General features: G+C 62.7%; 17 protein-coding genes. 12 read left to right on the top strand and 5 right to left on the bottom strand.

Features of this window, described 5'->3' with window-relative positions; genetic code table 11:
* The first annotated feature begins 77 nt into the window (after positions 1–77).
* The 6 genes from NKJ35_RS13440 to NKJ35_RS13465 all read left to right on the top strand — a co-directional run bounded on the left by NKJ35_RS13440 (position 78) and on the right by NKJ35_RS13465 (position 7,267).
* Positions 78–1,523 (top strand): homospermidine synthase, encoded by a 1,446-nt coding sequence (locus tag NKJ35_RS13440; protein ID WP_352506335.1) that lies wholly within the window; start codon positions 78–80, stop codon positions 1,521–1,523.
* Positions 1,524–1,710: 187 nt separating this feature from the next.
* Complete coding sequence (gene omp10 / locus NKJ35_RS13445; protein WP_352647734.1) at positions 1,711–2,085, top strand: outer membrane lipoprotein Omp10; 375 nt, start codon at positions 1,711–1,713, stop codon at positions 2,083–2,085.
* 290 nt (positions 2,086–2,375) lie between these two features.
* On the top strand, positions 2,376–4,502 hold the full coding sequence (locus NKJ35_RS13450) for a 5'-nucleotidase C-terminal domain-containing protein (RefSeq protein ID WP_352647600.1): 2,127 nt from the start codon (positions 2,376–2,378) through the stop codon (positions 4,500–4,502).
* Between the two features lie 150 nt (positions 4,503–4,652).
* On the top strand, positions 4,653–5,717 hold the full coding sequence (hemH, locus tag NKJ35_RS13455) for a ferrochelatase (protein WP_352647602.1): 1,065 nt from the start codon (positions 4,653–4,655) through the stop codon (positions 5,715–5,717).
* 133 nt (positions 5,718–5,850) lie between these two features.
* Positions 5,851–6,798, top strand: coding sequence for an SPFH domain-containing protein (locus NKJ35_RS13460; RefSeq protein WP_352647604.1), 948 nt, complete (start codon positions 5,851–5,853; stop codon positions 6,796–6,798).
* A gap of 4 nt (positions 6,799–6,802) precedes the next feature.
* Entirely contained in the window at positions 6,803–7,267 is a 465-nt protein-coding gene (locus NKJ35_RS13465; RefSeq protein ID WP_254816927.1) for an NfeD family protein, read from the top strand.
* Between the two features lie 13 nt (positions 7,268–7,280).
* Here the strand turns inward: NKJ35_RS13465 and NKJ35_RS13470 are convergent, their stop codons facing one another.
* Positions 7,281–8,282 (bottom strand): KpsF/GutQ family sugar-phosphate isomerase, encoded by a 1,002-nt coding sequence (locus NKJ35_RS13470; protein ID WP_352647736.1) that lies wholly within the window; start codon positions 8,280–8,282, stop codon positions 7,281–7,283.
* Between the two features lie 177 nt (positions 8,283–8,459).
* On the opposite strand from NKJ35_RS13470, the gene NKJ35_RS13475 reads away from it, so the two are divergent.
* The gene (locus NKJ35_RS13475; RefSeq protein WP_502904638.1) at positions 8,460–10,190 is read left to right on the top strand and encodes an outer membrane beta-barrel protein; all 1,731 of its coding nucleotides are present in this window, start codon (positions 8,460–8,462) and stop codon (positions 10,188–10,190) included.
* Positions 10,191–10,347: 157 nt separating this feature from the next.
* Here NKJ35_RS13475 and galU read toward each other — a convergent pair whose 3' ends face one another.
* Positions 10,348–11,253, bottom strand: a complete 906-nt coding sequence (galU, locus tag NKJ35_RS13480) for a UTP--glucose-1-phosphate uridylyltransferase GalU (protein WP_352647609.1) — start codon at positions 11,251–11,253, stop codon at positions 10,348–10,350.
* Positions 11,254–11,460: 207 nt separating this feature from the next.
* Between galU and NKJ35_RS13485 the strand changes: the two genes are divergently transcribed.
* A complete protein-coding gene (locus NKJ35_RS13485) occupies positions 11,461–12,687 on the top strand; it encodes a lytic murein transglycosylase (RefSeq protein WP_254816924.1) in 1,227 nt (408 codons plus the stop codon).
* Positions 12,688–12,713: 26 nt separating this feature from the next.
* Positions 12,714–13,961, top strand: a complete 1,248-nt coding sequence (locus NKJ35_RS13490; protein WP_352647611.1) for an SGNH/GDSL hydrolase family protein — start codon at positions 12,714–12,716, stop codon at positions 13,959–13,961.
* A gap of 38 nt (positions 13,962–13,999) precedes the next feature.
* Here the strand turns inward: NKJ35_RS13490 and NKJ35_RS13495 are convergent, their stop codons facing one another.
* Entirely contained in the window at positions 14,000–15,454 is a 1,455-nt protein-coding gene (locus tag NKJ35_RS13495) for a glutamate synthase subunit beta (protein ID WP_352647612.1), read from the bottom strand.
* Positions 15,455–15,597: 143 nt separating this feature from the next.
* The gene (gltB, locus tag NKJ35_RS13500; protein WP_352647613.1) at positions 15,598–20,328 is read right to left on the bottom strand and encodes a glutamate synthase large subunit; all 4,731 of its coding nucleotides are present in this window, start codon (positions 20,326–20,328) and stop codon (positions 15,598–15,600) included.
* 476 nt (positions 20,329–20,804) lie between these two features.
* Between gltB and NKJ35_RS13505 the strand changes: the two genes are divergently transcribed.
* Positions 20,805–21,857: a threonine aldolase family protein gene (locus tag NKJ35_RS13505; RefSeq protein WP_352647615.1), complete on the top strand. Its 1,053-nt coding sequence runs from the start codon at positions 20,805–20,807 to the stop codon at positions 21,855–21,857.
* A gap of 95 nt (positions 21,858–21,952) precedes the next feature.
* Here NKJ35_RS13505 and NKJ35_RS13510 read toward each other — a convergent pair whose 3' ends face one another.
* Positions 21,953–22,417: an Hsp20 family protein gene (locus tag NKJ35_RS13510; protein ID WP_352478207.1), complete on the bottom strand. Its 465-nt coding sequence runs from the start codon at positions 22,415–22,417 to the stop codon at positions 21,953–21,955.
* A 470-nt stretch (positions 22,418–22,887) separates the two neighbouring features.
* Here NKJ35_RS13510 and NKJ35_RS13515 point away from each other — a divergent pair, with 470 nt between their 5' ends.
* Both NKJ35_RS13515 and NKJ35_RS13520 read left to right on the top strand, forming a co-directional pair.
* Positions 22,888–23,862, top strand: a complete 975-nt coding sequence (locus NKJ35_RS13515; protein WP_352478206.1) for an alpha/beta fold hydrolase — start codon at positions 22,888–22,890, stop codon at positions 23,860–23,862.
* A 333-nt stretch (positions 23,863–24,195) separates the two neighbouring features.
* Positions 24,196–24,456 carry a styrene oxide isomerase gene (locus NKJ35_RS13520; protein WP_502895537.1) on the top strand — a complete coding sequence of 87 codons (261 nt, stop codon included), beginning with the start codon at positions 24,196–24,198 and terminating at the stop codon, positions 24,454–24,456.
* The last annotated feature ends 7 nt before the right edge of the window (positions 24,457–24,463 follow it).

Genomic DNA, 24,463 nt, shown 5'->3' on the forward strand with positions numbered 1-24,463 from the left:
TGTGACAATGATCTATGGTTTGTCGCGCCGCGGCCAAGCCGCTGTTCCGAAGCGTTTTTTGAGGGAGTAATCGATAAATGGCGAATGAAAACTGGCCCGTTTACGGTGAGATCACCGGCCCTGTGGTGATGATCGGCTTCGGCTCGATCGGACGGGGAACGCTGCCGCTGATCGAGCGCCATTTCAAATTCGACAAGTCGCGCATGACGGTCATCGACCCGCGCGACGCCGACCGCAAATTGCTCGACGAGCGCGGCATCACCTTCATGCAGGATGCAGTGACCAAAAAGAACTACAAGAAGCTGCTGACACCGCTTTTGACCAATGGCGGCGGGCAGGGCTTTTGCGTCAACCTGTCGGTCGACACTTCCTCGCTCGAGTTGATGAAGCTCTGCCGCAAGCTTGGCGTCCTCTATATCGACACGGTGGTCGAGCCCTGGCTCGGCTTTTATTTCGACGAAAAGGCCGACAACGCCTCACGCACCAATTATGCGCTGCGCGAAACGGTGCGTACCGAAATCGCGAAGAACCCGGGCGGGACCACGGCGATCTCATGCTGCGGCGCCAATCCCGGCATGGTCTCGTGGTTCGTCAAGCAGGCACTGGTCAACCTCGCCACAGATCTTGGCCTCGACTTCGCGGAACCCGCGCAGCACGATCGCGAAGGCTGGGCCAAGCTGATGAAGAAGGCCGGCGTCAAGGGCATCCATATCGCCGAGCGCGACACCCAGCGCACCAAGAAACCCAAGCCGATGAACGTGTTCTGGAACACCTGGTCGGTCGAAGGCTTCATTTCGGAAGGCCTGCAGCCGGCCGAGCTCGGTTGGGGCACGCACGAGGCGTGGATGCCGAAGAACGCCAATAAGCACAAGAACGGCTCGAAGGCCGCTATCTTTCTGGAGCAGCCCGGCGCCAACACGCGCGTGCGCACATGGTGCCCGACGGCCGGTCCGCAATACGGCTTCCTGGTGACGCATAATGAGGCGATTTCGATTGCCGATTTCTTCACCTTGCATGGCAAGAAGGGCAAGGTGCAGTACCGGCCGACCTGCCATTACGCCTATCATCCCTGCAACGACGCCGTGCTGTCGCTGCACGAGATGTTCGGTGCCGCAGGCAAGGCTCAGCCCGTGCATCACGTGCTCGACGAAAACGAATTGGTTGATGGCATCGACGAACTCGGCGTGCTGCTCTACGGCCACGCCAAGAACGCCTACTGGTACGGCTCGCAGCTGTCGCTGGCCGAGGCGCGCAAGCTGGCGCCCTATCAGAACGCCACCGGCATGCAGGTCACGTCGGCGGTGCTGGCGGGCATGGTCTGGGCGCTGGAAAATCCGGAGGCCGGCATCGTCGAAGCCGACGAGATGGATTATAAGCGCTGCCTCGACGTGCAGAACCCCTATCTGGGGCCGGTCAGGAGCTATTATACGGACTGGACACCGCTCGACAATCGGCCTGGTCTGTTTCCCGAGGACCTCGACACCAAAGACCCGTGGCAATTCCGCAACATCCTCGTTCGATAGCAGCGTTGCCTCGACACTCCGCCAGCTTGCAATCGCCCGGAAATCGGGCGATTGAAGAGGGGCGGCCTAGAGCGACGTGCGTCCATTTGGACGCACAAAGTACGCTCCAGCACTTTGAATGTGCGCATCGTGCTTTCCGAAAATCGGATCGATTTTCGAGCCGATGCGAGAGGAGAGGATCTTGATGATGACGATTGCGAAAAGACTGCTTTCGGCTGGCATTGCCGCGGCCGCTGCCGTCACGTTGGCGGCCTGCACCACCACCGGCCCGGGCGAGCCACCGGTGATCACCGCCAAAGGGGTCGAAGGCTCCTGGATCGACGCGCAGGGCACCGGCTTATCCACCTTCAAGGGCGGCAGCTTCGCGACCGTCGCCACCGACACCGGCCAGAAGCTTGCCGATGGCAGCTACACCATGACCGGCGGCACCTCGGTCGAGATCCATGGCACTTCGCTGATCCGCCAGACGCCGATCAGCTTCAACTGCTTGATGGTCTCCACCAGCCAGCTCAATTGCACCAGCGCGAGCGGACAGAATTTTGTGCTGACCAGGCGCACCTGAAGTTCGATTCCGAATTGACTTTGCACAAGGCGGCGGCTTCAAGCCGCCGTTTTCTTGCGCCGGCAAAGCTGATGCCGATTTCCGCTTGCATCGACTGAAACGCGATGTGAACATGGCCCGAGAGGCTGTTACATCCAAGTCAAACAAGAGCGTTAAACGCGTCTGCGCATGACCCCGAAAATCGGAGTCGATTTTCGGAAAGGATCATGCGCAAAATAAAAATGGTACAGCGTCATTTGCGCGTCCCAAATGACGCGCGGCGCTGTACTCGAGTCATCCGGGAGACGAGAATGAAGAAGATCGCTGCCATCGCCGCGCTGTCGGCATCGGCGCTTGGCCTGTCGGCAGAGGCATCCTTTGCCGACTACACGCTGAACATCCTGCACATCAACGACTGGCACAGCCGCATCGAGAGCAACAACAAGTACGAATCGACCTGCTCGGCCGAGGAGGAGACCAAGGGTGAATGCGTCGGCGGCGCCGCCCGCCTTGTCACAGCGATCGCGCAGGAGCGCAAGAAGCTGGAAGGCCAGAACGTGCTGCTGCTCAGCGCTGGCGACAATTTCCAGGGCTCGCTCTTCTACACGACCTACAAGGGCAAGACAGAAGGCGAATTCCTCAACCAGATGAAGTTCGATGCCGAGGCTCTCGGCAATCATGAGTTCGACGATGGCGAGTCGGCGCTGGCGCCGTTTCTCGACATGATCCAGTTTCCGGTGCTCGGCGCCAACGTGAAGGCCAATGCGCAATCCAAGCTCGGCGACCGCGTCAAGCCATCGATCGTGGTCGAGGTCGGCGGCCAGAAGATCGGCATCGTCGGCGCGGTCACCAACGACACGCCGGAGCTTGCCTCGCCTGGCCCGAACATCGCCATCGAAGACGACGTCAAGTCGATCACCGCCGAGGTCGAGAAACTGAAGGGAGAGGGCGTCAACAAAATCATCGCGGTCACCCATATCGGCTACAAGCGCGAGCGCGACGTGATCGCCAAGATCCCGGGCGTCGACGTGGTGGTCGGCGGCCACAGCCATTCGCTGCTCTCCAACACCGACCCCAAGGCGGAAGGCCCTTATCCGACGATGGTCGACAATCCGGACGGCTACAAAGTGCCGGTCGTCCAGGCGGCGTCCTATTCGAAATATCTCGGCGAGTTCAAGGTCGTGTTCGACGACAACGGCGTCGTCAAAGAGGCCAGCGGCGATCCCATCCATCTCGATAAATCGATCACGCCCGACCCCGCCGTGCTTGCCCGCATCAAGGAACTCGGCGCGCCGATCGAGGCTCTGAAGAACAAGGAAGTCGCCGAGACCACCAAGGCGATCGACGGCAGCCGGGAAAACTGCCGCGCCCGCGAATGCGAGATGGGCAATCTGGTCTCCGACGCCGTCCTCGACCGGGTCAAGGGCCAGGGTGTCGAGATCGTCATCTCAAATGGCGGCGGCTTGCGCGCCTCGATCGACCAGGGCACCGTCACCATGGGTGAGATTCTCACCGTTCTGCCGTTTCAGAACACGCTGGCGACCTTCCAGATCTCCGGCAAGGATCTGGTTGCCGGCCTCGAAAGCGGCCTCAGCCAGGTCGAGGACGGCGCCGGGCGCTTCCCGCAGGTTGCCGGCCTGAAATATGCGTTCGACAAATCGGCGCCGCCTAACGGACGCGTCAAATCGGTCGAGGTCATGGAAGGCGGCGTCTGGACGCCGATCAAGCCGGACAAGGATTACCTGGTCGCCACCAACAACTATGTCCGCCAGGGCGGCGACGGCTACAAGGTGTTCGCCGAGAAGGCCAAGAACGCCTATGATTACGGCCCGGGGCTGGAACAGGTCGTCGCCGATTACCTCGGCGCGCACCGGCCCTATACGCCCAAGCTCGACGGCCGCATCACCGAGATCGCCGCGACCGTGGCCCCGGCCGCGGAACCGGTCAAGCCTGCCGAACCGCCAAAACCTGCTGAGGCTGCGCCGGTAAAGCCTGCTGAACCGGCAATGCCCGAAATGCCGGCCGGCTCAGGCGACATTTCCAAGACACCGCCGGCCGTCCCGGCGGAAACCGCGCCGGCGGCACCCGCACCCGCCGAGCCGGCCCAGCCGGCGGCACCTGCGGCTCCGGTCACACCGGCTCCGGCGACCCCTGCTCCGGCCGAGCCCGCCGAGACAGCGCCGGCCCCGAGTCAGCCGGCCCCAAGTGAACCGGCGCCAACCGAGCCGGCAAAACCTGCCGAGCCCGCCAAGCCGGCTGAGCCGGCACCGGCCGAAGGCAGCCATGTAATCGTCGCCGGTGATACCTACTGGGATCTCGCGGTGAAGGCCTATGGCGACGGCACCAAATGGAAAATGATTTCCGATGCCAACAAAGCCTACGAGCCACGCCGGCTGCCGGTCGGCGCAACTTTGACGATCCCGGCGGCGTCGAAGTAATCCGGCCGCAGGAACGCAATGCACCCGCCCGGCAGACCGGGCGGGTGTTGCATTTCTGGGATAAGGTGCGGCCAGACGCAGCATTTGAAAACCGGCGCGGCATCGCTAATTTCGCCGCGGCACCGTTGGTTCGCGGTGTTGGAGAACCTCATGACACTTGCCAACCCTGCTGAAATCAAAGCCGAGAAGACCGCCGCCTCGCCGTCGGCAGGGCGCCCTCCGGTCAGGACCGGCAAGGTCGGTGTCATGCTGATCAATCTCGGCACCCCCGACGGCACCGGCTTCAAGCCGATGTGGCGCTACCTCCGGGAGTTCCTGTCCGATCCACGCGTCATCGAGCTAAACAAGGCGATCTGGTATCCGATCCTCTACGGCCTGGTCCTCACCACCCGGCCGAGGAAGTCGGGCGCCAACTATGCCAGGATATGGAACCGGGAGCGCAACGAGTCGCCGCTGCGCACCTACACCCGCGCCCAGGCCGAGAAGCTCGGGCTCGCGCTCGGCGACCTCCCCAATGTCGTTGTCGACTGGGCGATGCGCTACGGCAACCCTTCGACCGCGAGCGTGGCCGAGAGACTGGTCGAGCAAGGCTGCGACCGCATCCTGTCTTTCCCGCTCTATCCGCAATATTCGGCGACGACGACTGCGACTGCCAACGACCAGTTGTTTCGCGCGCTGATGAAGATGCGCCGCGCTCCAGCCATTCGCTGCGTGCCGCCCTATTACAACGAGCCGGCCTATATCGAGGCGCTCGCCCGTTCGATCGAAAAGCATCTGGCGAACCTCGACTTCGAACCGGAAATTGTCATCGCTTCCTATCACGGCATTCCGAAACCCTATTCCGACAAGGGCGATCCCTACCAAGCCCATTGCCTCGAGACGACGCGGCTGCTGCGCGAAAAGCTCGGCTGGGATGAAAACAAGCTGATCACCACCTTTCAGTCGCGCTTCGGCGCGCAGGAATGGCTGCAGCCCTACACCGACAAGACGGTCGAAAGACTAGGGCGCGAAGGCGTGAAATCGATCGCCATCGTCAACCCCGGCTTTTCCGTCGACTGCATCGAGACGCTGGACGAGATCGGCAGGGAAGCGGCCGAGACCTTCCATCATGTTGGCGGCGAAAAGTTCGCACACATCCCTTGCCTCAACGACAGTACCGAGGGCATGGCGGTGATCGAGGCAATGGTACGGCGCGAGCTGTCCGGCTGGGCCTGAGAACAGATCACCCGTCTATTCACCGGCAATCCATGATCACCTGATTGTAACGTTGCTGAAACACACTTAAGTGTTTGATCAAGCCGGCCGCGTGGAACTGTCCGGCATGGCCGGCCTTTGAGGGGAGAGCCAAATGGGTTTCAGTGGTTTCGATATCGCGCTTCTTGTTCTTGTCGCCCTTGTCGTGCTGGTGCTTTTCAAAGGCATCCGGACAATTCCGCAAGGCTATAATTATACCGTCGAACGCTTCGGCCGTTACACCAAGACATTGAGCCCGGGCCTCAACCTCATCATGCCCTTCGTCGATCGTATCGGCGCCAAGATGAACATGATGGAGCAGGTGCTCGACGTCCCGACGCAGGAGATCATCACGCGCGACAACGCCACCGTTGCCGTCGACGGCGTCGCCTTCTATCAGGTGCTCAACGCGGCGCAGGCCGCCTACCAGGTCGCCGGCCTGCAGAACGCTATCCTCAATTTGACGATGACCAACATCCGCACCGTCATGGGCTCGATGGACCTCGACGAGCTGTTGTCGAACCGGGACGCCATCAACGAGCGCCTGCTGCGCGTCGTCGACGAGGCCGCGCATCCCTGGGGCATCAAGATCACCCGTGTCGAGATCAAGGACATCAACCCGCCGGCCAATCTCGTCGAATCGATGGGCCGCCAGATGATGGCCGAGCGCAATAAGCGCGCCCAGATCCTCGCCGCCGAGGGCCTCAAGCAGTCGCAGATTCTGGAGGCCGAGGGGCGCAAGGAAGCCGCCTTCCGCGACGCCGAGGCGCGCGAGCGATCGGCCGAGGCTGAAGCACGCGCCACGCAGGTGGTGTCGGAGGCGATTTCCAAGGGTGACGTGCAGGCGCTCAACTACTTCGTCGCGCTGAAATACACCGAAGCGCTGACCAGGATCGGCTCCGCGACAAACAGTAAACTCGTGCTGATGCCGATAGAGGCTTCCTCACTGATCGGCGCGCTTGGCGGCATTGGCGAAATCGCCAGGGAAGTTTTCAAGGGCGAAGGCACCGCCGGTCCAGCACGACAGGCCCGCCCGCCCGTGGTTCGTCCCAGCGAGACCTGAGGCCATGTTCGACCGCATTGTTTCCGAACTCGGCCCGTGGAGCTGGATGGTCCTCGGCCTCATCCTGCTGGTGATGGAGGTCATCGCGCCCGGCATTTTCATGCTGTGGATCGGCATTGCCGCACTGTTGATCGGCGTCGTCTCGCTGCTCATCTGGGACGCCGGTTTCTGGACCTGGCAGGTCCAGGTCGTCGCCTTCCTCGTGCTGTCGCTGGTCTCGGCTTATGTCGGCAAGCGGCTGGTGGGCGGACGCCACGATGAGACCGACCAGCCTCTGCTCAACCGCCGCGGCGCACAGATGGTCGGCCGGACGGCGACCCTTGCCGAGCCGATCAAGGACGGGCGCGGCCGCATCAAGCTGGGCGACACGTTGTGGCGTGTCTCCGGCCCCGACCTCCCGGCCGGCACGCAGGTGCGCGTGACGGGTGCCGCTGATACCGATCTGGAACTGACGGTCGAGGCGGTCTAGAAAACTCGCCAGACTAGGCAGCACCGATACGCAGCAGGTCGTGCAGATGGACGAGCCCGATCGGCCGCCTGCCTTCGACCACCATCAGGCTGGTAATGGCCGAGTCGTTGATCGTCTGCAGCGCCGTCGCCACCAGCGTGTCGGGCGCGGCCATTTTTGGCTCTCTGGTCATCACCTGATCGACGCTCATGGCCAAGAGATCGCTGCCGATATGGCGCCTGATGTCGCCATCGGTGATGATGCCGATCAGCTTGCCGTCCGCGGCAGTCACCGCCACGCAGCCAAACCCCTTGCGCGACAATTCGAGGATTGCCTCGCGCATGCCGGTGCCGGACGACACCAGCGGCAGCCTGTCGCCGACATGCATGATCTCGCGGATCTGCGTCAGGTTGGCTCCGAGCTGGCCGCCGGGATGGAACGTGCGGAAATGGTCCGGGGTGAAGCCGCGTGCCTCGAGCAGCGCGATGGCCAGCGCATCGCCCATCACCATTTGCAGCAGCGTCGAGGTCGTCGGCGCAAGCCCGTGCGGGCAGGCTTCCGGTGCTCGCGGCAGCAGAAGCACCACGTCGGCCGCACGCGCCAGTGCCGATTTTTCGCCCGCGGTGACCGCGACCAGCGGGATCGAGAAGCGCCTCGAATAGGCGATGATGCCCTTGAGCTCGAGGCTTTCCCCCGACCACGACAGCGCGATGATGGCGTCGTTCCTGGCGATCATGCCGAGGTCGCCGTGATTGGCTTCGGCAGGGTGAACGAAGAAGGCCGGCGTGCCGGTCGAGGCGAGCGTTGCGGCAATCTTCGAGCCGATATGGCCGCTTTTGCCGACCCCGGTGACGATGACGCGGCCATCGATCCGCGACACCATGTCGACGGCCCGTGCGAACGGCTCGGCCAGCCCGTTTTCGAGCGCGTCGGCCAATGCCGCGACGCCGGCCTGCTCTGTCGCTACCGTTCTCAGCGCCGAAGCAATCGCGGCCTGCCCGTCGTGCCGCTTCCTGTCTGGGGATTTCACGTCCATGGACGATGCGATTAGCGCTTCGGCGCGCGCCTGTCCAACGGAATTGCCGCCCCGAACACCCTGGCGGGCCATCCCTCAACGCTCCGTTAACCATCCCCATTTACGGTTTCGTAAGTATGGCGCGCGTGCGCCGCGCAAGCAGTGGTGCCGATGTCCGGGTTTCAGCCTCAAAACAAAATGGGACGAAAGGGCAAGGCGGTTCGCGCATTGCTGCTGGCAACCACCGTCTTTGCGTTGTCGCGTCCGACACTGCTTTGCGCCCAGGAAGCCGAGCTGCGCGGCGAGGTTTCGGAATCGACAATCCTGGACGACCAGCAGTACAAGATCAGGCAAACGAGCATGGCTGGAACCCAAGCCGCCCAGGCGGCTGCAACCCCCAACGACAATACGCCGCTGCCTACCTATCGTCCGACCAGCCAGGGGGCGTTGCCTGACGACGGCACGGGCGAAGCGGCCGCGACCGGCGGCACTTTCGATCCGCCGGCGGCCAGCGGCGACCCATTTCCCGACAACCCTGCTCCGCCGCCGCGACGGCGGCCAAGCGCAACGCGCGCCGCCAACGCGGCCAACGCCGAAGCCGAGACCGCGGACAGCCATACGAGCAAGAGAACCGCGACTGCAGCGACGACCAATGACACCGATACCGCCGCCATAGACGAGCAGGATACGGCCAACCGCCGTGCGGTGACCATCGATTCCGCCGAAAGGCTCAGGCTCGACCCCGGCGCCGAGCGCACCGAGGCCATCGAAGGCCAGAACAAAAAGAACGAGGACGACCCGTTCGCCGCCACCGGCATCAAGCTCGGCTCGTTCGTGATCCGGCCGACGCTCGAGCAAGGCCTGACGTCTTCGACAAACGCCGATTCGAGCAGCCTCGGCAAGCCGGCCCTGCTGTCGGAAACGACGCTGCGCTTCAACGCCGTCTCCGATTGGCGGGAGAATTCGGCGACGGTTGAGGGCTATGGCATCTTCCGCGAAACCTTGTCCGGCTATGACATTCACGAGGCGCAAGGCCGCGTCGACGGCACACTCAACATCGATCTCGACAATGATCTGCGCGCCATCGCCAAGCTGGGCTATGAGGCCGTGCCCGAATCGGCCTCGGCGCCGGACGCAGTCGTCGGCGCCGTTGGCCAGCCGGTGCGCCAGACAGTGAACGGCAGTCTCGCCGTCGAGAAGGATGCCGGCAAGATGCGCTTCGCGCTGACCGGCGCGGTCGAGCACGACATCTTTGGCGACGCTAAGCTTTCGTCGGGCGGATCACTGTCGCAGAAGGGCCGCGACTCGACGCTCTACACGGCGATTTTGCGCACTGGTTACGAGATCTCGCCTGCCATCACGCCGTTCACCGAAATCGAGATCGGCCGGCGCGCTTATGATTTGCGCGTCGATCCAAACGGCTTCCAGCGCTCCTCGACAAGGCTTGGCGCACGGGCCGGCGTCGAGCTCGATCTCCGCGAGAAGCTTACCGGCGAGTTCTCGGTCGGCTGGCTGCGCGAAGCTATCGACGACGACGCCCTGCCGGCGATTTCGGGCGCGACGGTCAATGCCGATCTCAAATGGTCGCCGGAACGCGGCACCACGATCGGGCTCACCGCACAGACGACCGCCGAGAACACGACGAATGCGGGCGAAAGCGGCTCCATGCTCTATTCCGGCAGCCTCACGGGCGAGCGGCAGATCCGCGCCAACCTGACCGGAAATGCCGCGCTCGGCCTTGAATGGCGCGACTATACCGGCTCCGACGATCATGATTTGACGCTGAGCGCCGAGGCAGGGCTGACGTGGTGGCTGAACCGCTACACCGGGCTCACCACCCGCGCCAGGACTGAAAAACTGACCAGCAACTTGGTTGGGCGCGACTACACGGCCAACAGTGTCTTCGTTGGCGTGAAGTTGCAGCGCTAAATGCATATCGCGCAAAAGCATGCCCTCGGGCTTGACCCGAGGGTGTGCAGCGGTTTTGCGATAACGACTTGCATAAAAACAAGAACCTAGGTGCGTCGCATGAGGCCCGTCGAACGCGGCGCGCTTTCGCCGACCAGCGCGGCAACCGGTGCTGACACTATAAGGCTAGGCCGCGGCGCTCTGACGGCGCGAGTTCGTCGAGAAGTGTGCGAATGACACCGGCCATGCTTCCATTCATGTCGCTGCGCCACAGCGCGAAGGCAACGTTGGCCTCGACGAAGCCTTCGGGCGAGCCGCAGTCGAACGTGCGCCCGCGATAATGATAGCCGTAGAAGGGCTGTTGTTTCTGCAGCTTCAGCATTGCATCGGTGAGCTGTATCTCGTTGCCGGCGCCTTTTTCCTGGCCTTCGAGTATCTTAAATATCTCAGGCTGCAGGATGTAGCGCCCGTTGATGTAGAGGTTCGACGGCGCCGTGCCGGTCTTCGGCTTCTCCACCATGCCGGTGATGCGGAAACCGTGATGCGCGTCCTCGCCGCGGCCGACAATGCCGTATTTGTGCGCCTCGGCCGGATCGCATTCCTGCACGGCGACGATGTTGTTGCCGGTCTCGGCGTAAAGCTCGACCATATCCTTCATGCAGCTTTTTTCCGACTGCATGATCATGTCGGGTAACAGCAGCGCAAAGGGCTCGTCGCCGACGAGCTCGCGCGCGCACCAGACGGCGTGACCAAGGCCGAGTGGTACCTGCTGGCGGGTGAAGCTGGTCTGCCCCGGCGCCGGCTGCAGCCGCTGCAGGCGGGCGAGCTGGTCGTCCTTGCCGCGCTGCGCAAGCGTGTCGTAGAGCTCGAACTGGACATCGAAGTGATCCTCGATGACCGCCTTGTTGCGGCCGGTCACGAAGATGAAATGCTCGATCCCGGCATCGCGCGCCTCATCGACCACATACTGGATGACCGGCCTGTCGACGACCGTCAGCATTTCCTTGGGAATGGCCTTGGTAGCAGGGAGAAAGCGCGTGCCGAGACCGGCAACCGGGAACACTGCCTTGCGAACTCTCTTCATGTGCCAATTATCCATTTGCATGCCTGTTCGGCAATCCCGATTCGAGACATTTTCATGCCGAAATCGAGGATTACTGAACGGCGGGTCATAAATCTCAGCTGGTAAGGCATTGACGCATCTTTTCACCCCGCACGGGACCTATGGTAAACCAAATGCTAACCGGGTTCGGCGATGAATAGTCTTCCTGAGATGAAGAAGGAGGAAAAGATGTCCGTTCGCAACGCCGCAAGGCGCTTCACCAGCGTCCTGACGGCCGCCAGCCTCTCGCTTGCTTTGCTCATGCCCAGCGGGCCGGCTTTTGCCGATGCCGGCTTCCGCCAATGGGTCGCCAGCTTCCGTGCTACCGCCGTGGCGAGCGGCGTTTCCGGCTCCGTCTACGACCAGGCATTCAAGGGCATCAACGATGCTGACCCGGTGGTGCTGGAAAAGGCTCGTACTCAGCCCGAATTCACCGCACCCGCCTGGGATTATTTCGACAACCGCGTCCATGACCAGTCGGTCGCCGTCGGCCAGCAAATGGCAAGGAAATGGAAGCCTTGGCTGGACAGGATCGAGGCAAGATACGGCGTCGATCGCTACATCCTGCTGGCCATCTGGTCGATGGAATCGAACTACGGCGAAACCCTCAAGCGCGATGATATCATGCGCAATGTCGTGCGCTCGCTGGCGACGCTTGGTTATGCCGACCCCAAGCGAGCGAAATTTGCCCGCACCCAGCTGATCGCGGCGCTGAAGATCCTGCAGACCGGCGACATCGACGAAAGCCATCTCAGCGGCTCATGGGCCGGCGCGATGGGCCATACCCAGTTCATCCCTACCAGCTACCTGTCCTATGCGGTCGATATGGACGGCAACGGCAAGCGCGACATCTGGAATTCGATTCCCGACGCACTGGCGACAGCCGCCAATTTGCTGCGGAAGAACGGCTGGCAGGCAGGCAAGACCTGGGGCTATGAAGTCAGCCTTCCGGACGGCAAGAAGCTGCCCGGAGGCTCGAAGTCGCTGTCGCAATGGCAGGCGCTGGGCGTCACCCGTGCCAACGGTAAGCCGTTCAAGAACGGTGCCGACAAGGCGACGTTGAAGCTGCCCGGCGGCCGCGGCGGGCCGGCTTTCCTGATGATCACGAATTTCTCGGTCATCAAGCGTTACAACAATGCCGACAAATATGCGCTCGCCGTGGGCCTTCTTGCCGACGAAATCGCCGGCTATGGCGGGCTTGTGCAGGACTGGAAGCGACCGTTTACCAAGCTCTCCTTCGAGGAAAGGCAGGAGCTTCAGAAGCGACTTTCCGAGCACGGCTTTTACGACGGCAAGTTCGACGGCAAGATCGGTGACGGATCGAAAACCGCCATCATGGCCTTCCAGGCAAAGGCCGGCTTGACCCAGGACGGGTATCCGAGCAAGGAAGTGCTCAAATGGCTCAGGCAGAACTAGAGCCGGTTACGGGATGGAGAGGGTGATTGGTTTCGGCTGCGCGCATCCGGTTAATCGTTCGTCGCGTGCCGATTCTGGTTCTGGCGATCGCCGTTCTGGCAGTCGGCGCCGCCAGTGCCTTTCATACCTCGGCCATGGCGCAGGAGCCGGAAAATCGTGGCTGGTCGTTGCGCGACCTGTTGTTTCCGCGCAGAAGCGAGCGGTTTGAGCAGCCGCCGCCCGAATTCCAGAGAGAATTCCAGAGAACAAAGCCTAGGCCCAAGCTGAGAAAGTCCCGGTCAGTTCGCCGGCCGCCGCCGGCCGAGCCGACAACCCCAGTGGCCGAGAAGGCGCCGGATGCACGCGTCGTTCTGGTGGTCGGCGATTTCATGGCGTCTGGGCTGGCTGAGGGGCTCGACGCCGCCTTTGCCGAAAACACCGGCGTCAGGATAGTCGTCCGTGCCAACGGATCGTCCGGCTTCGTGCGTGACGATGTCTACAACTGGCCAGAACAGGTCAAGTCGCTGATCGCTGCCGAAAAACCGGCAGCCGTCGTCGTCATGCTCGGATCCAACGACCGGCAGCAGATGCGCGTCGGCGATGTGCGCGAGCAGCCGCGATCCGAGAACTGGACCAAGGAATACGAGCGCCGGACCGATGCGTTCGGCAAGGCCATCGCCGCAACCAAGGTGCCGTATTTGTGGGTTGGCATGCCGGCCTTCCGGGTCTCGAAAATGACCTCCGACATGCTGGCCTTCAACGATATATTCCGCTCGTCCGCCGAAAGCCACGGCGGCGAATTCGTCGACGTCTGGGACGGGTTTGTCGACGAGAACGGCGCCTTCATCACCAGCGGACCGGACATCAACGGCCAATCGGTGCGCCTGCGCTCCGACGACGGCATCAACATGTCGAAGGCCGGCAAGCGCAAGCTCGCCTTCTATACCGAAAAGCCGCTGATGAAGATCCTGGGGCTGGCCGCGCCGGGGAGCGTGGTGACGGCTTCTGCCCCGGCCGGCGCTCCCGTCGAGGCGCCGGCACCTGCTGCCGCGCCGATAGCTGTCGATCGCACCGTGCCGATGCTGCTCAGCGATCCGGCGCTGGACGGCGGTTCGGAACTTCTCGGCGCCGCCCCGCCGGCAAAAGCTGACAAGAATTTGCCGGGCGAAAGGCTGATCGTCGAGGGCAAGGCGCCCGACGCCTCACCGGGCCGCGCCGACGATTTCTCCTGGCCGCCCAAGACACAGCCTGCGACCGCGGCCGCATCCGATACGACGACGGCGATCCGGCAGTAAAGCTGGCGCCTCTTTCTGTAGAGTTTCGGAACGGGCTCTCAGCGCGGCAGCACGCTCGATCCCATCAGCGCCTCGTCGATGGCACGCGCCGCCTGGCGGCCCTCGCGGATCGCCCAGACGACCAGCGACTGGCCGCGCCGCACGTCGCCCGCCGCATAGAGCTTTTCGACGCTGGTCCTGTAGTCCCGGTCATTGGCCTCGACATTCTTCGAGCGGCGGCTGTCGGTGACGATCTTCATCTGCCCGTCGAGTTCCGAGACCGGCCCGCGAGCGGCTGGCCCGGCAAAGCCGATGGCGATGAACGCGAGATCGGCGCGGATGACGAATTCCGTGCCCGCGATCGGCTTGCGTTTTTCGTCGACTTCGCAGCATTTTACCCCGGTCAGCTGGCCGTCTTCGCCGATGAATTCAAGCGTCGCCACCTGGAATTCGCGCTCGGCGCCTTCGGCCTGCGAGGATGACGTGCGCATCTTGGTCGCCCAGTAGGGCCACACCGACAGCTTGTCCTCCTTCTCCGGCGGCTGCGGCCGGATGTCGAGCTGGGTGACGCGCACCGCGCCCTGGCGGAAGGCGGTACCGACGCAGTCGGAGGCAGTGTCGCCGCCGCCGACGACGACGACGTGCTGGCCGCCGGCGACGATCGGGCGCGACGGCCATGCCACCGACTGGATCGGCTCGCCGCCGATCCGCTTGTTCTGCTGAACCAGATACGGCATCGCGTCGTGCACGCCGTCGAGATCGTCGCCAGGGATGTTGGCCGGACGCGGTGTTTCGGAACCGCCGCAATAGAGGACCGCGTCATATTCGGCAAGCAGTTCGGCGACCGGCTGGTCGACGCCGACATTGACGCCACAATGGAAGCTGACACCCTCGCCCTGCATCTGCTCGATGCGCCGGTCGATATAATGCTTCTCGATCTTGAAGTCGGGGATACCATAGCGCATCAGCCCGCCCGGCCGGCTCTCGCGCTCATAGACGTGAACGTCATGGCCGGCGCGGCCGAGTTGCTGGGCAGCCGCCATTCCCGCCGGCCCCGAGCCGATGATCGCGACGCGCTTGCCGGTCTTCCGTTCCGGCGGATAGGGCCGGATATGGCCGGTCTCATAGGCTTTGTCGGCAATCGCCTGCTCGATCGTCTTGATGGCGACCGGAATATCCTCGAGGTTCAGCGTGCAGGCTTCCTCGCAAGGTGCGGGGCAAATGCGGCCGGTAAATTCCGGAAAATTGTTGGTCGAATGCAGGTTGCGGATCGCGTTTTCCCAGTCGCCATTATAGACGAGGTCGTTCCAGTCCGGGATCTGGTTGTGGATCGGGCAGCCGGTCGGTCCATGGCAATACGGAATGCCGCAATCCATGCAGCGCGCGGCCTGTTTCTCGACCTCCTTGTCCGACATCGGCAGCGTGAACTCGCGGAAATGCCGGATGCGGTCGGAAGCCGGCTGGTACTTGTGCACCTGCCGGTCGATCTCGAGAAACCCTGTTACCTTGCCCATAGTCCAGTCCCTGCTGTCCGGAAGGCACGCCTGGCGACGCACCCGTTAACCTCATAAGGCAGCCGTGGCAACCTTCAGTCCGAGGTCAGGATTGTTGATGAAGATGGTTGCCAGGACGCATGGCCTCCCGGCAATTTCCAAATCTATTCCGCCGCCACGTTCATGCGCATCCGCTCCATCTCGATCAGCGCGCGGCGGTATTCGACCGGCATGATCTTCCGGAATTTCGGCCGGAAAGTCGCCCAATCGTCGAGGATTTCGCGACCTCGTACCGAGCCCGTGTAGTGGACGTGGTTGGAGATCAGCTGGTAGAGCCGCTCCTCGTCATGGCTGGTCATATCGCCGGATACGTCGACACGGCCCTTATGGTCGAGATCGCCGCCATGGTGAAGCAGCTTTTCCATCAGGTCGTCCTCTTCCGGAACCGGCTCCAGCTCGACCATCGCCATGTTGCAGCGTTCGGCGAAATCGCCCGCCTCGTCGAGCACATAGGCGACGCCGCCCGACATGCCGGCGGCGAAGTTGCGGCCGGTCTGGCCGATGACGACGACGATACCGCCGGTCATGTATTCGCAACCATGGTCGCCGACCCCTTCAACGACCGCGGCGACACCCGAATTGCGCACGGCAAAACGCTCGCCGGCAACGCCGCAGAAATAGGCCTCGCCCTCGGTTGCGCCGTAGAGCAAGGTATTGCCGACAATAATGGACTCGGCAGCAACGATTTTCGTGTTCTCCGGCGGGCGGATGACGATGCGGCCGCCCGACAGACCCTTGCCGACATAGTCATTGGCAGCGCCCACCAGTTCGAACGAAATCCCGCGCGCCAGAAAGGCGCCAAAGGATTGGCCGGCCGTGCCGGTGAGCTTCACCGAGATCGTGTCCTCGCGCAGGCCCTTGTGCTTGAAGCGCTTTGCCACTTCACCCGACAGCATGGCGCCCGTCGAACGGTCGACGTTGCGGATCGGCAGTTCGATGCTGACCGGCTGCCTGGCTTCGAGCGCCGGCTTTGCCAGTTCTATCAGCTTGCGGTCGAGCACGTCGTCGATCGGATGCTTCTGCCGCTCGGTCCAGTGCACCGCCGCGTGTGGCGCATCGGGCTTGTAGAACATCTTGCTGAAGTCGAGTCCGCGCGCTTTCCAGTGCTGGATCAGCTCGCGCTTTTCCAGAAGGTCGGTGTCGCCGATGATCTGGTCGAGATGGGTGTAGCCCATCTCGGCAAGCAGCGCCCGCACCTCTTCCGCCACATAGAAGAAGAAGTTGATGACGTGCTCGGGCGTGCCCTTGAAGCGCTTGCGCAGCACCGGATCCTGCGTTGCGACACCGACCGGGCAAGTGTTGAGATGGCACTTGCGCATCATGATGCAGCCGGCCGCGATCAGTGGCGCGGTCGAGAAGCCGAACTCGTCGGCGCCGAGCAGCGCGCCGATGATGACGTCACGCCCTGTGCGCAGGCCGCCATCGACCTGCAGCGCGACGCGCGACCTGAGGCCGTTGAGCACCAGCGTCTGGTGCGTCTCGGCAAGGCCCATCTCCCACGGGCTGCCGGCATGCTTGAGCGAGGTCAGCGGCGAAGCGCCGGTGCCGCCGTCATAGCCTGATATGGTGATGTGGTCGGCACGCGCCTTGGCGACGCCGGCCGCAACCGTGCCGACGCCGACTTCCGAGACCAGCTTGACCGATACGTCGGCCGCCGGATTGACGTTCTTCAGGTCGTAGATGAGCTGCGCCAGATCCTCGATCGAATAGATGTCATGATGCGGCGGCGGCGAGATCAGGCCGACGCCCGGCGTCGAATGCCTGACCTTGGCTATGGTTGCGTCGACCTTGTGGCCCGGCAGCTGGCCGCCCTCGCCGGGCTTTGCCCCTTGCGCGACCTTGATCTGCATCATGTCGGAATTGACCAGATATTCGGCAGTGACGCCAAAGCGTCCCGAAGCGACCTGCTTGATCGCCGAGCGTTCGGGGTTCTTGCCGCCGCCCGGCAGTGGCAGATAGCGGTCGGCCTCTTCGCCGCCCTCGCCGGTATTCGACTTGCCGCCGATGGCGTTCATGGCGCGCGCCAGCGTCGTGTGCGCTTCCCTGGAGATCGAGCCGAAGGACATCGCCCCGGTCGAGAAGCGCTTGACGATATCGGCCGCCGGCATCACCTCGTCGAGTTCGACCTTCTTGCGCCCGGTCTCTTGCGCAAGCTTGATCTTGAACATGCCGCGAATGGTCTGCGCCTGCGCCGTCTCGCTGTCGATCTGGGCGGAATAGTCCTTGAACGTCTCCCACGAGCCCTGGCGCACAGCGTGCTGCAAGGTCGCCACTGCGTCGGGCGACCAGATATGGGCCTCACCGCGCATGCGGAACATGTATTCGCCGCCGACCTCGAGGCTGTTGCGCAGCACCGGGTCGTTGCCGAAGCCGTCGGTGTGACGGCTGACCGTTTCGGCGGCGATCTCGTCCAGCCCGACGCCTTCGATCAGCGTCGCCGTACCGGTGAAGTACTTGTGCACGAACTCCGACTTCAGCCCAATGGCATCGAAGATCTGCGCGCCGCAATAGGACTGATAAGTCGAGATGCCCATCTTGGACATCACCTTCAGGATGCCCTTGCCGATCGACTTGATGTAGCGGGAGACGACCTCGTAGGCATCGACCTCCGCTGGCAATTCGCCACGCTTGTGCATGTCGAGCAGCGTGTCGAAAGCGAGATAGGGATTGATCGCCTCGGCGCCGTAGCCGGCGAGACAGCAGAAATGATGCACCTCGCGCGGCTCGCCGGATTCCACGACGAGCCCGACCGAGGTGCGCAATCCCTTGCGGATCAAATGATGATGCACGGCCGCCGTTGCCAGCAGCGCCGGAATGGCGATGCGGTCCGGGCCGAGCTGACGGTCCGACAGTATGATGATGTTGTAGCCGCCGGCGACCGCCGCCTCGGCGCGCTCGCATAGCCGGTCTATAGCGCCCTGCATGCCGGCCGCGCCTTCATTCGAAGCATAGGTGATGTCGATCGTCTTGGTGTCGAAACGGTCCTCGGTGTGACCGATGGAGCGGATCTTTTCGAGATCGCCATTGGTCAGGATTGGCTGGCGCACTTCGAGCCGCTTGCGGCGCGAATTGCCGACCAGGTCGAAGATGTTGGGCCGCGGCCCGATGAAGGACACCAGGCTCATCACCAGTTCCTCGCGGATCGGGTCGATCGGCGGGTTGGTGACCTGGGCGAAATTCTGCTTGAAATAGGTGTAGAGCAGCTTCGATCTGTCCGACATCGCCGAAATCGGCGTGTCGGTGCCCATCGAGCCGACTGCTTCCTGGCCGGTGGTCGCCATCGGCGACATCAGGAGCTTGGTGTCTTCCTGGGTGTAGCCGAACGCCTGCTGGCGGTCGAGCAGGCTGACGTCCCTGCGCAGGGCGCGCGGCTCGACCGGCTTCAAATCTTCGAGGATGAGCTGGGTGTTGGCGAGCCAGCTCTTGTAGGGGTGCCTGGTAGCGATCTCCGACTTGATCTCCTCGTCGGAAACGATGCGGCCCTTGTCCAGGTCGATCAGCAGCATGCGGCCGGGCTGCAGCCGCCACTTCTTGACGATCCTTTCCTCCGGCACCGGCAGCACGCCGGCTTCCGAGGCCATGATGACGCGGTCGTCATCGGTAACGATGTAGCGCGCCGGCCGCAGCCCGTTGCGGTCGAGCGTGGCACCGATCTGGCGGCCGTCGGTGAAGGCGACCGCCGCCGGCCCGTCCCACGGCTCCATCAGGGCTGCGTGATACTCATAGAAGGCTTTGCGGTCCTGACCCATCAGCTTGTTGCCGGCCCAGGCTTCCGGGATCAGCATCATCATGGCGTGGGCGAGCGAATAGCCGCCCTGCGTCAGGAATTCGAGCGCATTGTCGAAGCAGGCGGTGTCCGACTGCCCTTCGTAGGAGATCGGCCACAGTTTCGAGATGTCGTTGCCGAACAGTTCGGAATCGACCGAAGCTTGGCGCGCCGCCATCCAGTTGACGTTGCCGCGCAACGTGTTGATCTCGCCATTGTGGGCGACCATGCGGTAGGGATGCGCCAGCTTCCACGACGGGAACGTGTTGGTCGAGAAGCGCTGGTGGACCAGGATCAGCGCCGTCTCGAAACGCGGGTCGGTGAGGTCCTTGTAGTAGGCTCCGACCTGATAGGCCAGGAACATGCCCTTGTAGACGATGGTCCGCGACGACATCGAGACGACATAGAAGCCGTTGTCGACGCCTTTGGTCTCCTCGTGGATACGTCCGGAAATGACCTTGCGCAGGATGTAGAGCCGCCGCTCGTAATCGTCGTCGTTCTCGATCTCGGCGCCGCGGCCCAGGAACACCTGCCGGTGCACCGGCTCGGAAGCGGCGATGTCGGGCGCCTTGGACAGCGACGAATTGTCGACCGGCACGTCGCGAAAGCCGAGCAGCGGCTGGCCCTCGAGTTGCGCCACCTCGGCGATGATGCCTTCGATATGCGCCTGCAGCTCCGGGTCGCGCGGCATGAACACCTGGCCGACGGCATAGTGGCCGGGCTTCGGCAGTTCAACCCCTTGCTTGGCCATCTCCTCGCGGAAGAAGCGGTCCGGCAGTTGCACCAGCACGCCGGCGCCGTCGCCCATCAGCGGATCGGCGCCGACCGCGCCGCGATGCGTCAGGTTTTCGAGCACGGCAAGGCCGTCCTCGACGATCTGATGCGACTTCACGCCCTTCATGTTGACGATGAAGCCGACGCCGCATGCATCATGCTCGTTGCGCGGATCATAGAGGCCGTGCGCGGTATAGCCGGTGTTGGTTCGCCGAATATTGGTCAGGGACGGATTTTTGACGGCTGCCGCTTTCTTCTGCGCGGCCTTCGTCGCAGATGGCGTCATGTCCGTCATCGTCCTGTCCTCCGTTCCGTCCCCTTCGGGCGCTGGTTTCCGTCGGGAAGCGCGTGGCTCCCCTTTCAATCTTGCGGCACGTCTTGCGAAATTCTTGCCGACCGTGCGGCTTTCCGCATCGTTCGCATATGGTATTCGTACAGGCCGGAGCCAGGCTGTCTAGCTGTCGCTCGCGGCGATGGCCGCAGAGGCGCAATCATATGCCAATGCGGCCAGTTTTGTGCGACAAAATAAGACAGCACTACTGTCCTAAATTTTTATGACAGAAATTTTGGATGCACACAAGACCGATTCACAAAATTCTTGAAGCTTTCGCGACAGAAAATTGCGTGGAACGCGGTATCAGCGTAACCTTTGGTCACTGCATGTACGCTCATGCATTTCGCTGGCTTTAGCGGATTTTCGGTATCTGCCCCTTGCGGCCGGCATGCGAAAGCGGCCAAGCTCGCCCCGATTTCCCCAGCATAGGCAGACGCATGATTTTCGCTTCCGACAATTGGGCAGGCGCCCATCCCCGTATCGCTGCCGGCCTGTCGGCCCATGCCGACGGCTTCTCCACCGCTTATGGCGACGGTGTCCTCGACAAGGCAGTTTACCAGCGCTTCAATGAAATCTTCGAATGCGAAGTCGCGGTGTTTTTCGTCGCCACCGGCACCGCTGCCAATTCGCTGTCGCTGACTACCTATAACAAGCCAGGCGGCATTTCCTTCTGCCATCGCGAATCGCACGTTATCGAGGACGAATGCGGTGCACCGGAATATTTCACCGGCGGTTCGCGGCTTTATACAGTCGAAGGCGCGCTCGGCAAGATCGATGCCGGCAATCTGGAACGGGCGGTGGAGCGTTTCGCACCCGAAAACGTCCATTCCGGGCGGCCGGTTGCCGTTTCGATCACTCAGTCGACCGAGGTCGGTACCGTCTACACGCTGAACGAAATCGCCAGGATTTCGGCGATCGCAAAGCAGCACGGACTGCCGCTGCACATGGACGGGGCCCGCTTTGCCAATGCGCTCGTCGCGCTGGAAACGACGCCGGCCGAAATGACCTGGAAGCACGGTGTCGACATCCTCTCCTTCGGCGGCACCAAGAATGGCTGTTGGTGCGCCGAGGCGATCGTGCTGTTCGACCTCGAGCGAGCCAAGGAATTGGCCTTTTTGCGCAAGCGCGCGGCCCAGCTGTTCTCGAAATCGCGCTTCATCGCCGCGCAATTCGATGCTTATTTCCGGGGTGGGCTATGGCTCGATACGGCACGGCACGCCAATGCGATGGCGGCACGGCTTGCCGCGGCGATAGAAGATTCGCCTTCCGCCCGGCTGGCCTGGCTGCCGCAGGCGAACGAGGTCTTCGCGGTCATGAAAAAGGCCGAGGCCGAAAACATGCAAGCGGCAGGCGCGGCCTTCCATGACTGGCACAGGCCGCTCGGCTACGATGGCCACATCGGCGAGGACGAAGCGCTCTACCGCTTCGTCACCAGCTTCGCGACCACGCCCGACGAGGTCGACCGTTTCGGCTACCTGCTTGCCGGTTAGGAAGCCTTACCCCCACCAGCAAAAAGAGCGGCGCATTGCTGCACCGCCCTTTCTTCCCGGGGAGTTGGCGTCCCCAGAGAACTTAGCTGCCTGGCTTAGGCGGCAGTCTTGGCCTCGATCTGCTTGGCCTTGGCCGGAGCCGAGGTGATCGCGATCTTGCGCGGCTTCAGCTCTTCGGGGATGTTGCGCTTGAGGTCGACGGAGAGCAGCCCGTTCTTCAGCGCGGCGCCGACAACCTCGACGTGATCGGCAAGCTGGAAGCGGCGCTCGAAGGCTCGGCTGGCGATACCGCGATAGAGCAATTCGGAGCCTTCGCCATTGCCTTCCTCCTTGCGCTCACCCTTGACGGTCAGCACATTGCGGTGAGCTTCGATCGAAATCTCATCTTCCGAGAAGCCGGCCACAGCCATCGAGATGCGATAGGCATCCTCGCCCGTGCGCTCGATGTTGTAAGGCGGATACGTCTGGCCTTCTGGCTGCGCAAGCGAATCGAGCATGGTGAACAACCGGTCGAAACCGACGGTCGAACGGTAGAGCGGGGAAAAATCAACGTGACGCATGATGTGTTCTCCTGTTGAGCAACAAGGTTGCGTATGGCCGGTGCGAAACCCGTAACAGCGTTCCGGATGGGCCAGCGGCCCCGACATTGGCGACCGCATGACAGATTTGGGAAGCGGACGACGGCATTTCAAGATTTTCCCGCGTCCAAACGGGACCGGTCTCGGCCGACGTCCCGATCCCGATGAACGGCAGATGAACCGTGGCTTCGGCGAGCGTTCAGCCAGACGGCATTAAAACTGTTCTCGAGATAACGAACAGGTCGCGAAAAAGGCGACACGACGAGGCCGAACCGGGTGCAACGTCCCTTCCTCCCGGGTCGACAGAGGCCGGAAGTACGCCCAAGGCTGCTTCCGGCCTTATTTCTTCGCTGCCTGTCGACTTCCCCGGCGTCTCGAATTCCTTTGCTTTTGGCGCATGGGCGTTTATGCCTGACTTGCGCCCGTCGGCACCGACACCAGCCAAACACCGTATGACCGATCTTTTCCACCAGACCCCCGTCTTCCACGAAACTCCGGACAATCCGCTGCCGGAAAACGCAGCCGGTGGCTTCTTCACCACGCGCGACGGCAAGAAGATCCGCTATGGGCTGTTTGCCGCTGTTGCCCGCCCCATGAAGGGCACCGTGGTCGTCCTGACCGGCCGCAACGAGTGCATCGAGAAGTATTTCGAGACCATTCGCAACCTTGCCGACCGGGGCTTTGGCGTGGCAACCCTCGACTGGCGTGGCCAGGGCGCTTCCGATCGGATGATCGGCGACCGACAGCGCGGCCACGTCCAGAGCTTCTTCGACTATACCGGTGATCTGGAGCAGTTCTTCGAAGAGATCGTGCTGCCCGATTGCCGAGGACCCTACTACATACTGGCCCATTCGGCTGGCGCGGTGATTGCGCTGCTTGCCGCGCCCTCAATGGCGAACCGCGTGCGCCGCATGGTGCTGATCGCACCGTTCTTCACGGTGCCCGACCTGCCGGTTTCGGTAAAAACCGTTCGCCGCATCTGTTCGCTGTTCTGCCTTCTCGGCCTCGGCCGGCTCTATGCCGCATGGGGGCCGCGGCCGAAGGAATCGGTGCCCTTCGCCATGAACAAGCTGACCAGCGACCCGGCGCGCTATCGGCGCAATACGCTGATCTACGAAACCTATCCCCAGTTGGCGCTCGGCGGACCGACGATCCGCTGGCTGAAGGCGGCCACGGAAGCATCCTTGATCGTCAGCGACCCGGATTTCATGGCCAAGATCCAGGTGCCCTTGCTGATGATTGCCGCCGGCGCCGACCAGGTCGTCTCGACCAGGGCAGTCGAAGCCTATGCGAGACGTCTGCGCGTCGGCTCGCTAGTGATGATCGACGGCGCCCGCCATGAGATCCTCCAGGAAGCCGACCTCTATCGCGAGCAGTTGCTTGCGGCATTCGATGCCTTCATCCCCGGAACCGGCGACGCTGTTTGACCGCTTCGCCGGCGCCCGCCGACAAGGCCCGCACGGGTCGCTTGTCCGGCGCAGCGTGCCCCCTTATTCCCGTTCAGGCATCGAGCGCTAGCTTGCTGCCAAAGAGGTTGGAGGCCATTCGCCGGGAGAAAAACGACCATGAACGCATCGAACACGCTGTCACGTCAGGGGCATCGGCTACTGCAGATTGGCGTCGCGCTGCTGCTGTTTTCGTCATTCGAAGGGTTGCAATACCGTATCTCGCCGCACCGCGGCTCGGACTGTCCGCGCACACGCTCGGCGCCCTGGAGGGCGTTCTCTTGCTGGCGCTAGGCCTCACATGGTCTAGGCTCAATCTCGGCGCGGCGACGTCGCGGATTGCATTGGCTGCTGATCTATTCGGCTTTGGCGATCCTGGCCGCCTACGTGATCGCCAGCGCCTGGGCGGCCGGCAACGAGACTATGCCGTTAGCGGCCGGAGCCTTCCACGGAAGTGCCCTTCAGGAAGCAGTGATCAAAGGTGTGGCGTATTCGTCCGCGCCGACCGGCCTCATCTCTTTCGTGCTCATTTTGTGGGGCCTGCGTCTCTCGGACGCTTGGCCTGCCGATAGCTAATGCATGT

The sequence above is a fragment of the Mesorhizobium sp. M0136 genome (assembly GCF_040322515.1).
In the GTDB taxonomy this organism is placed as follows: Bacteria; Pseudomonadota; Alphaproteobacteria; order Rhizobiales; family Rhizobiaceae; genus Mesorhizobium.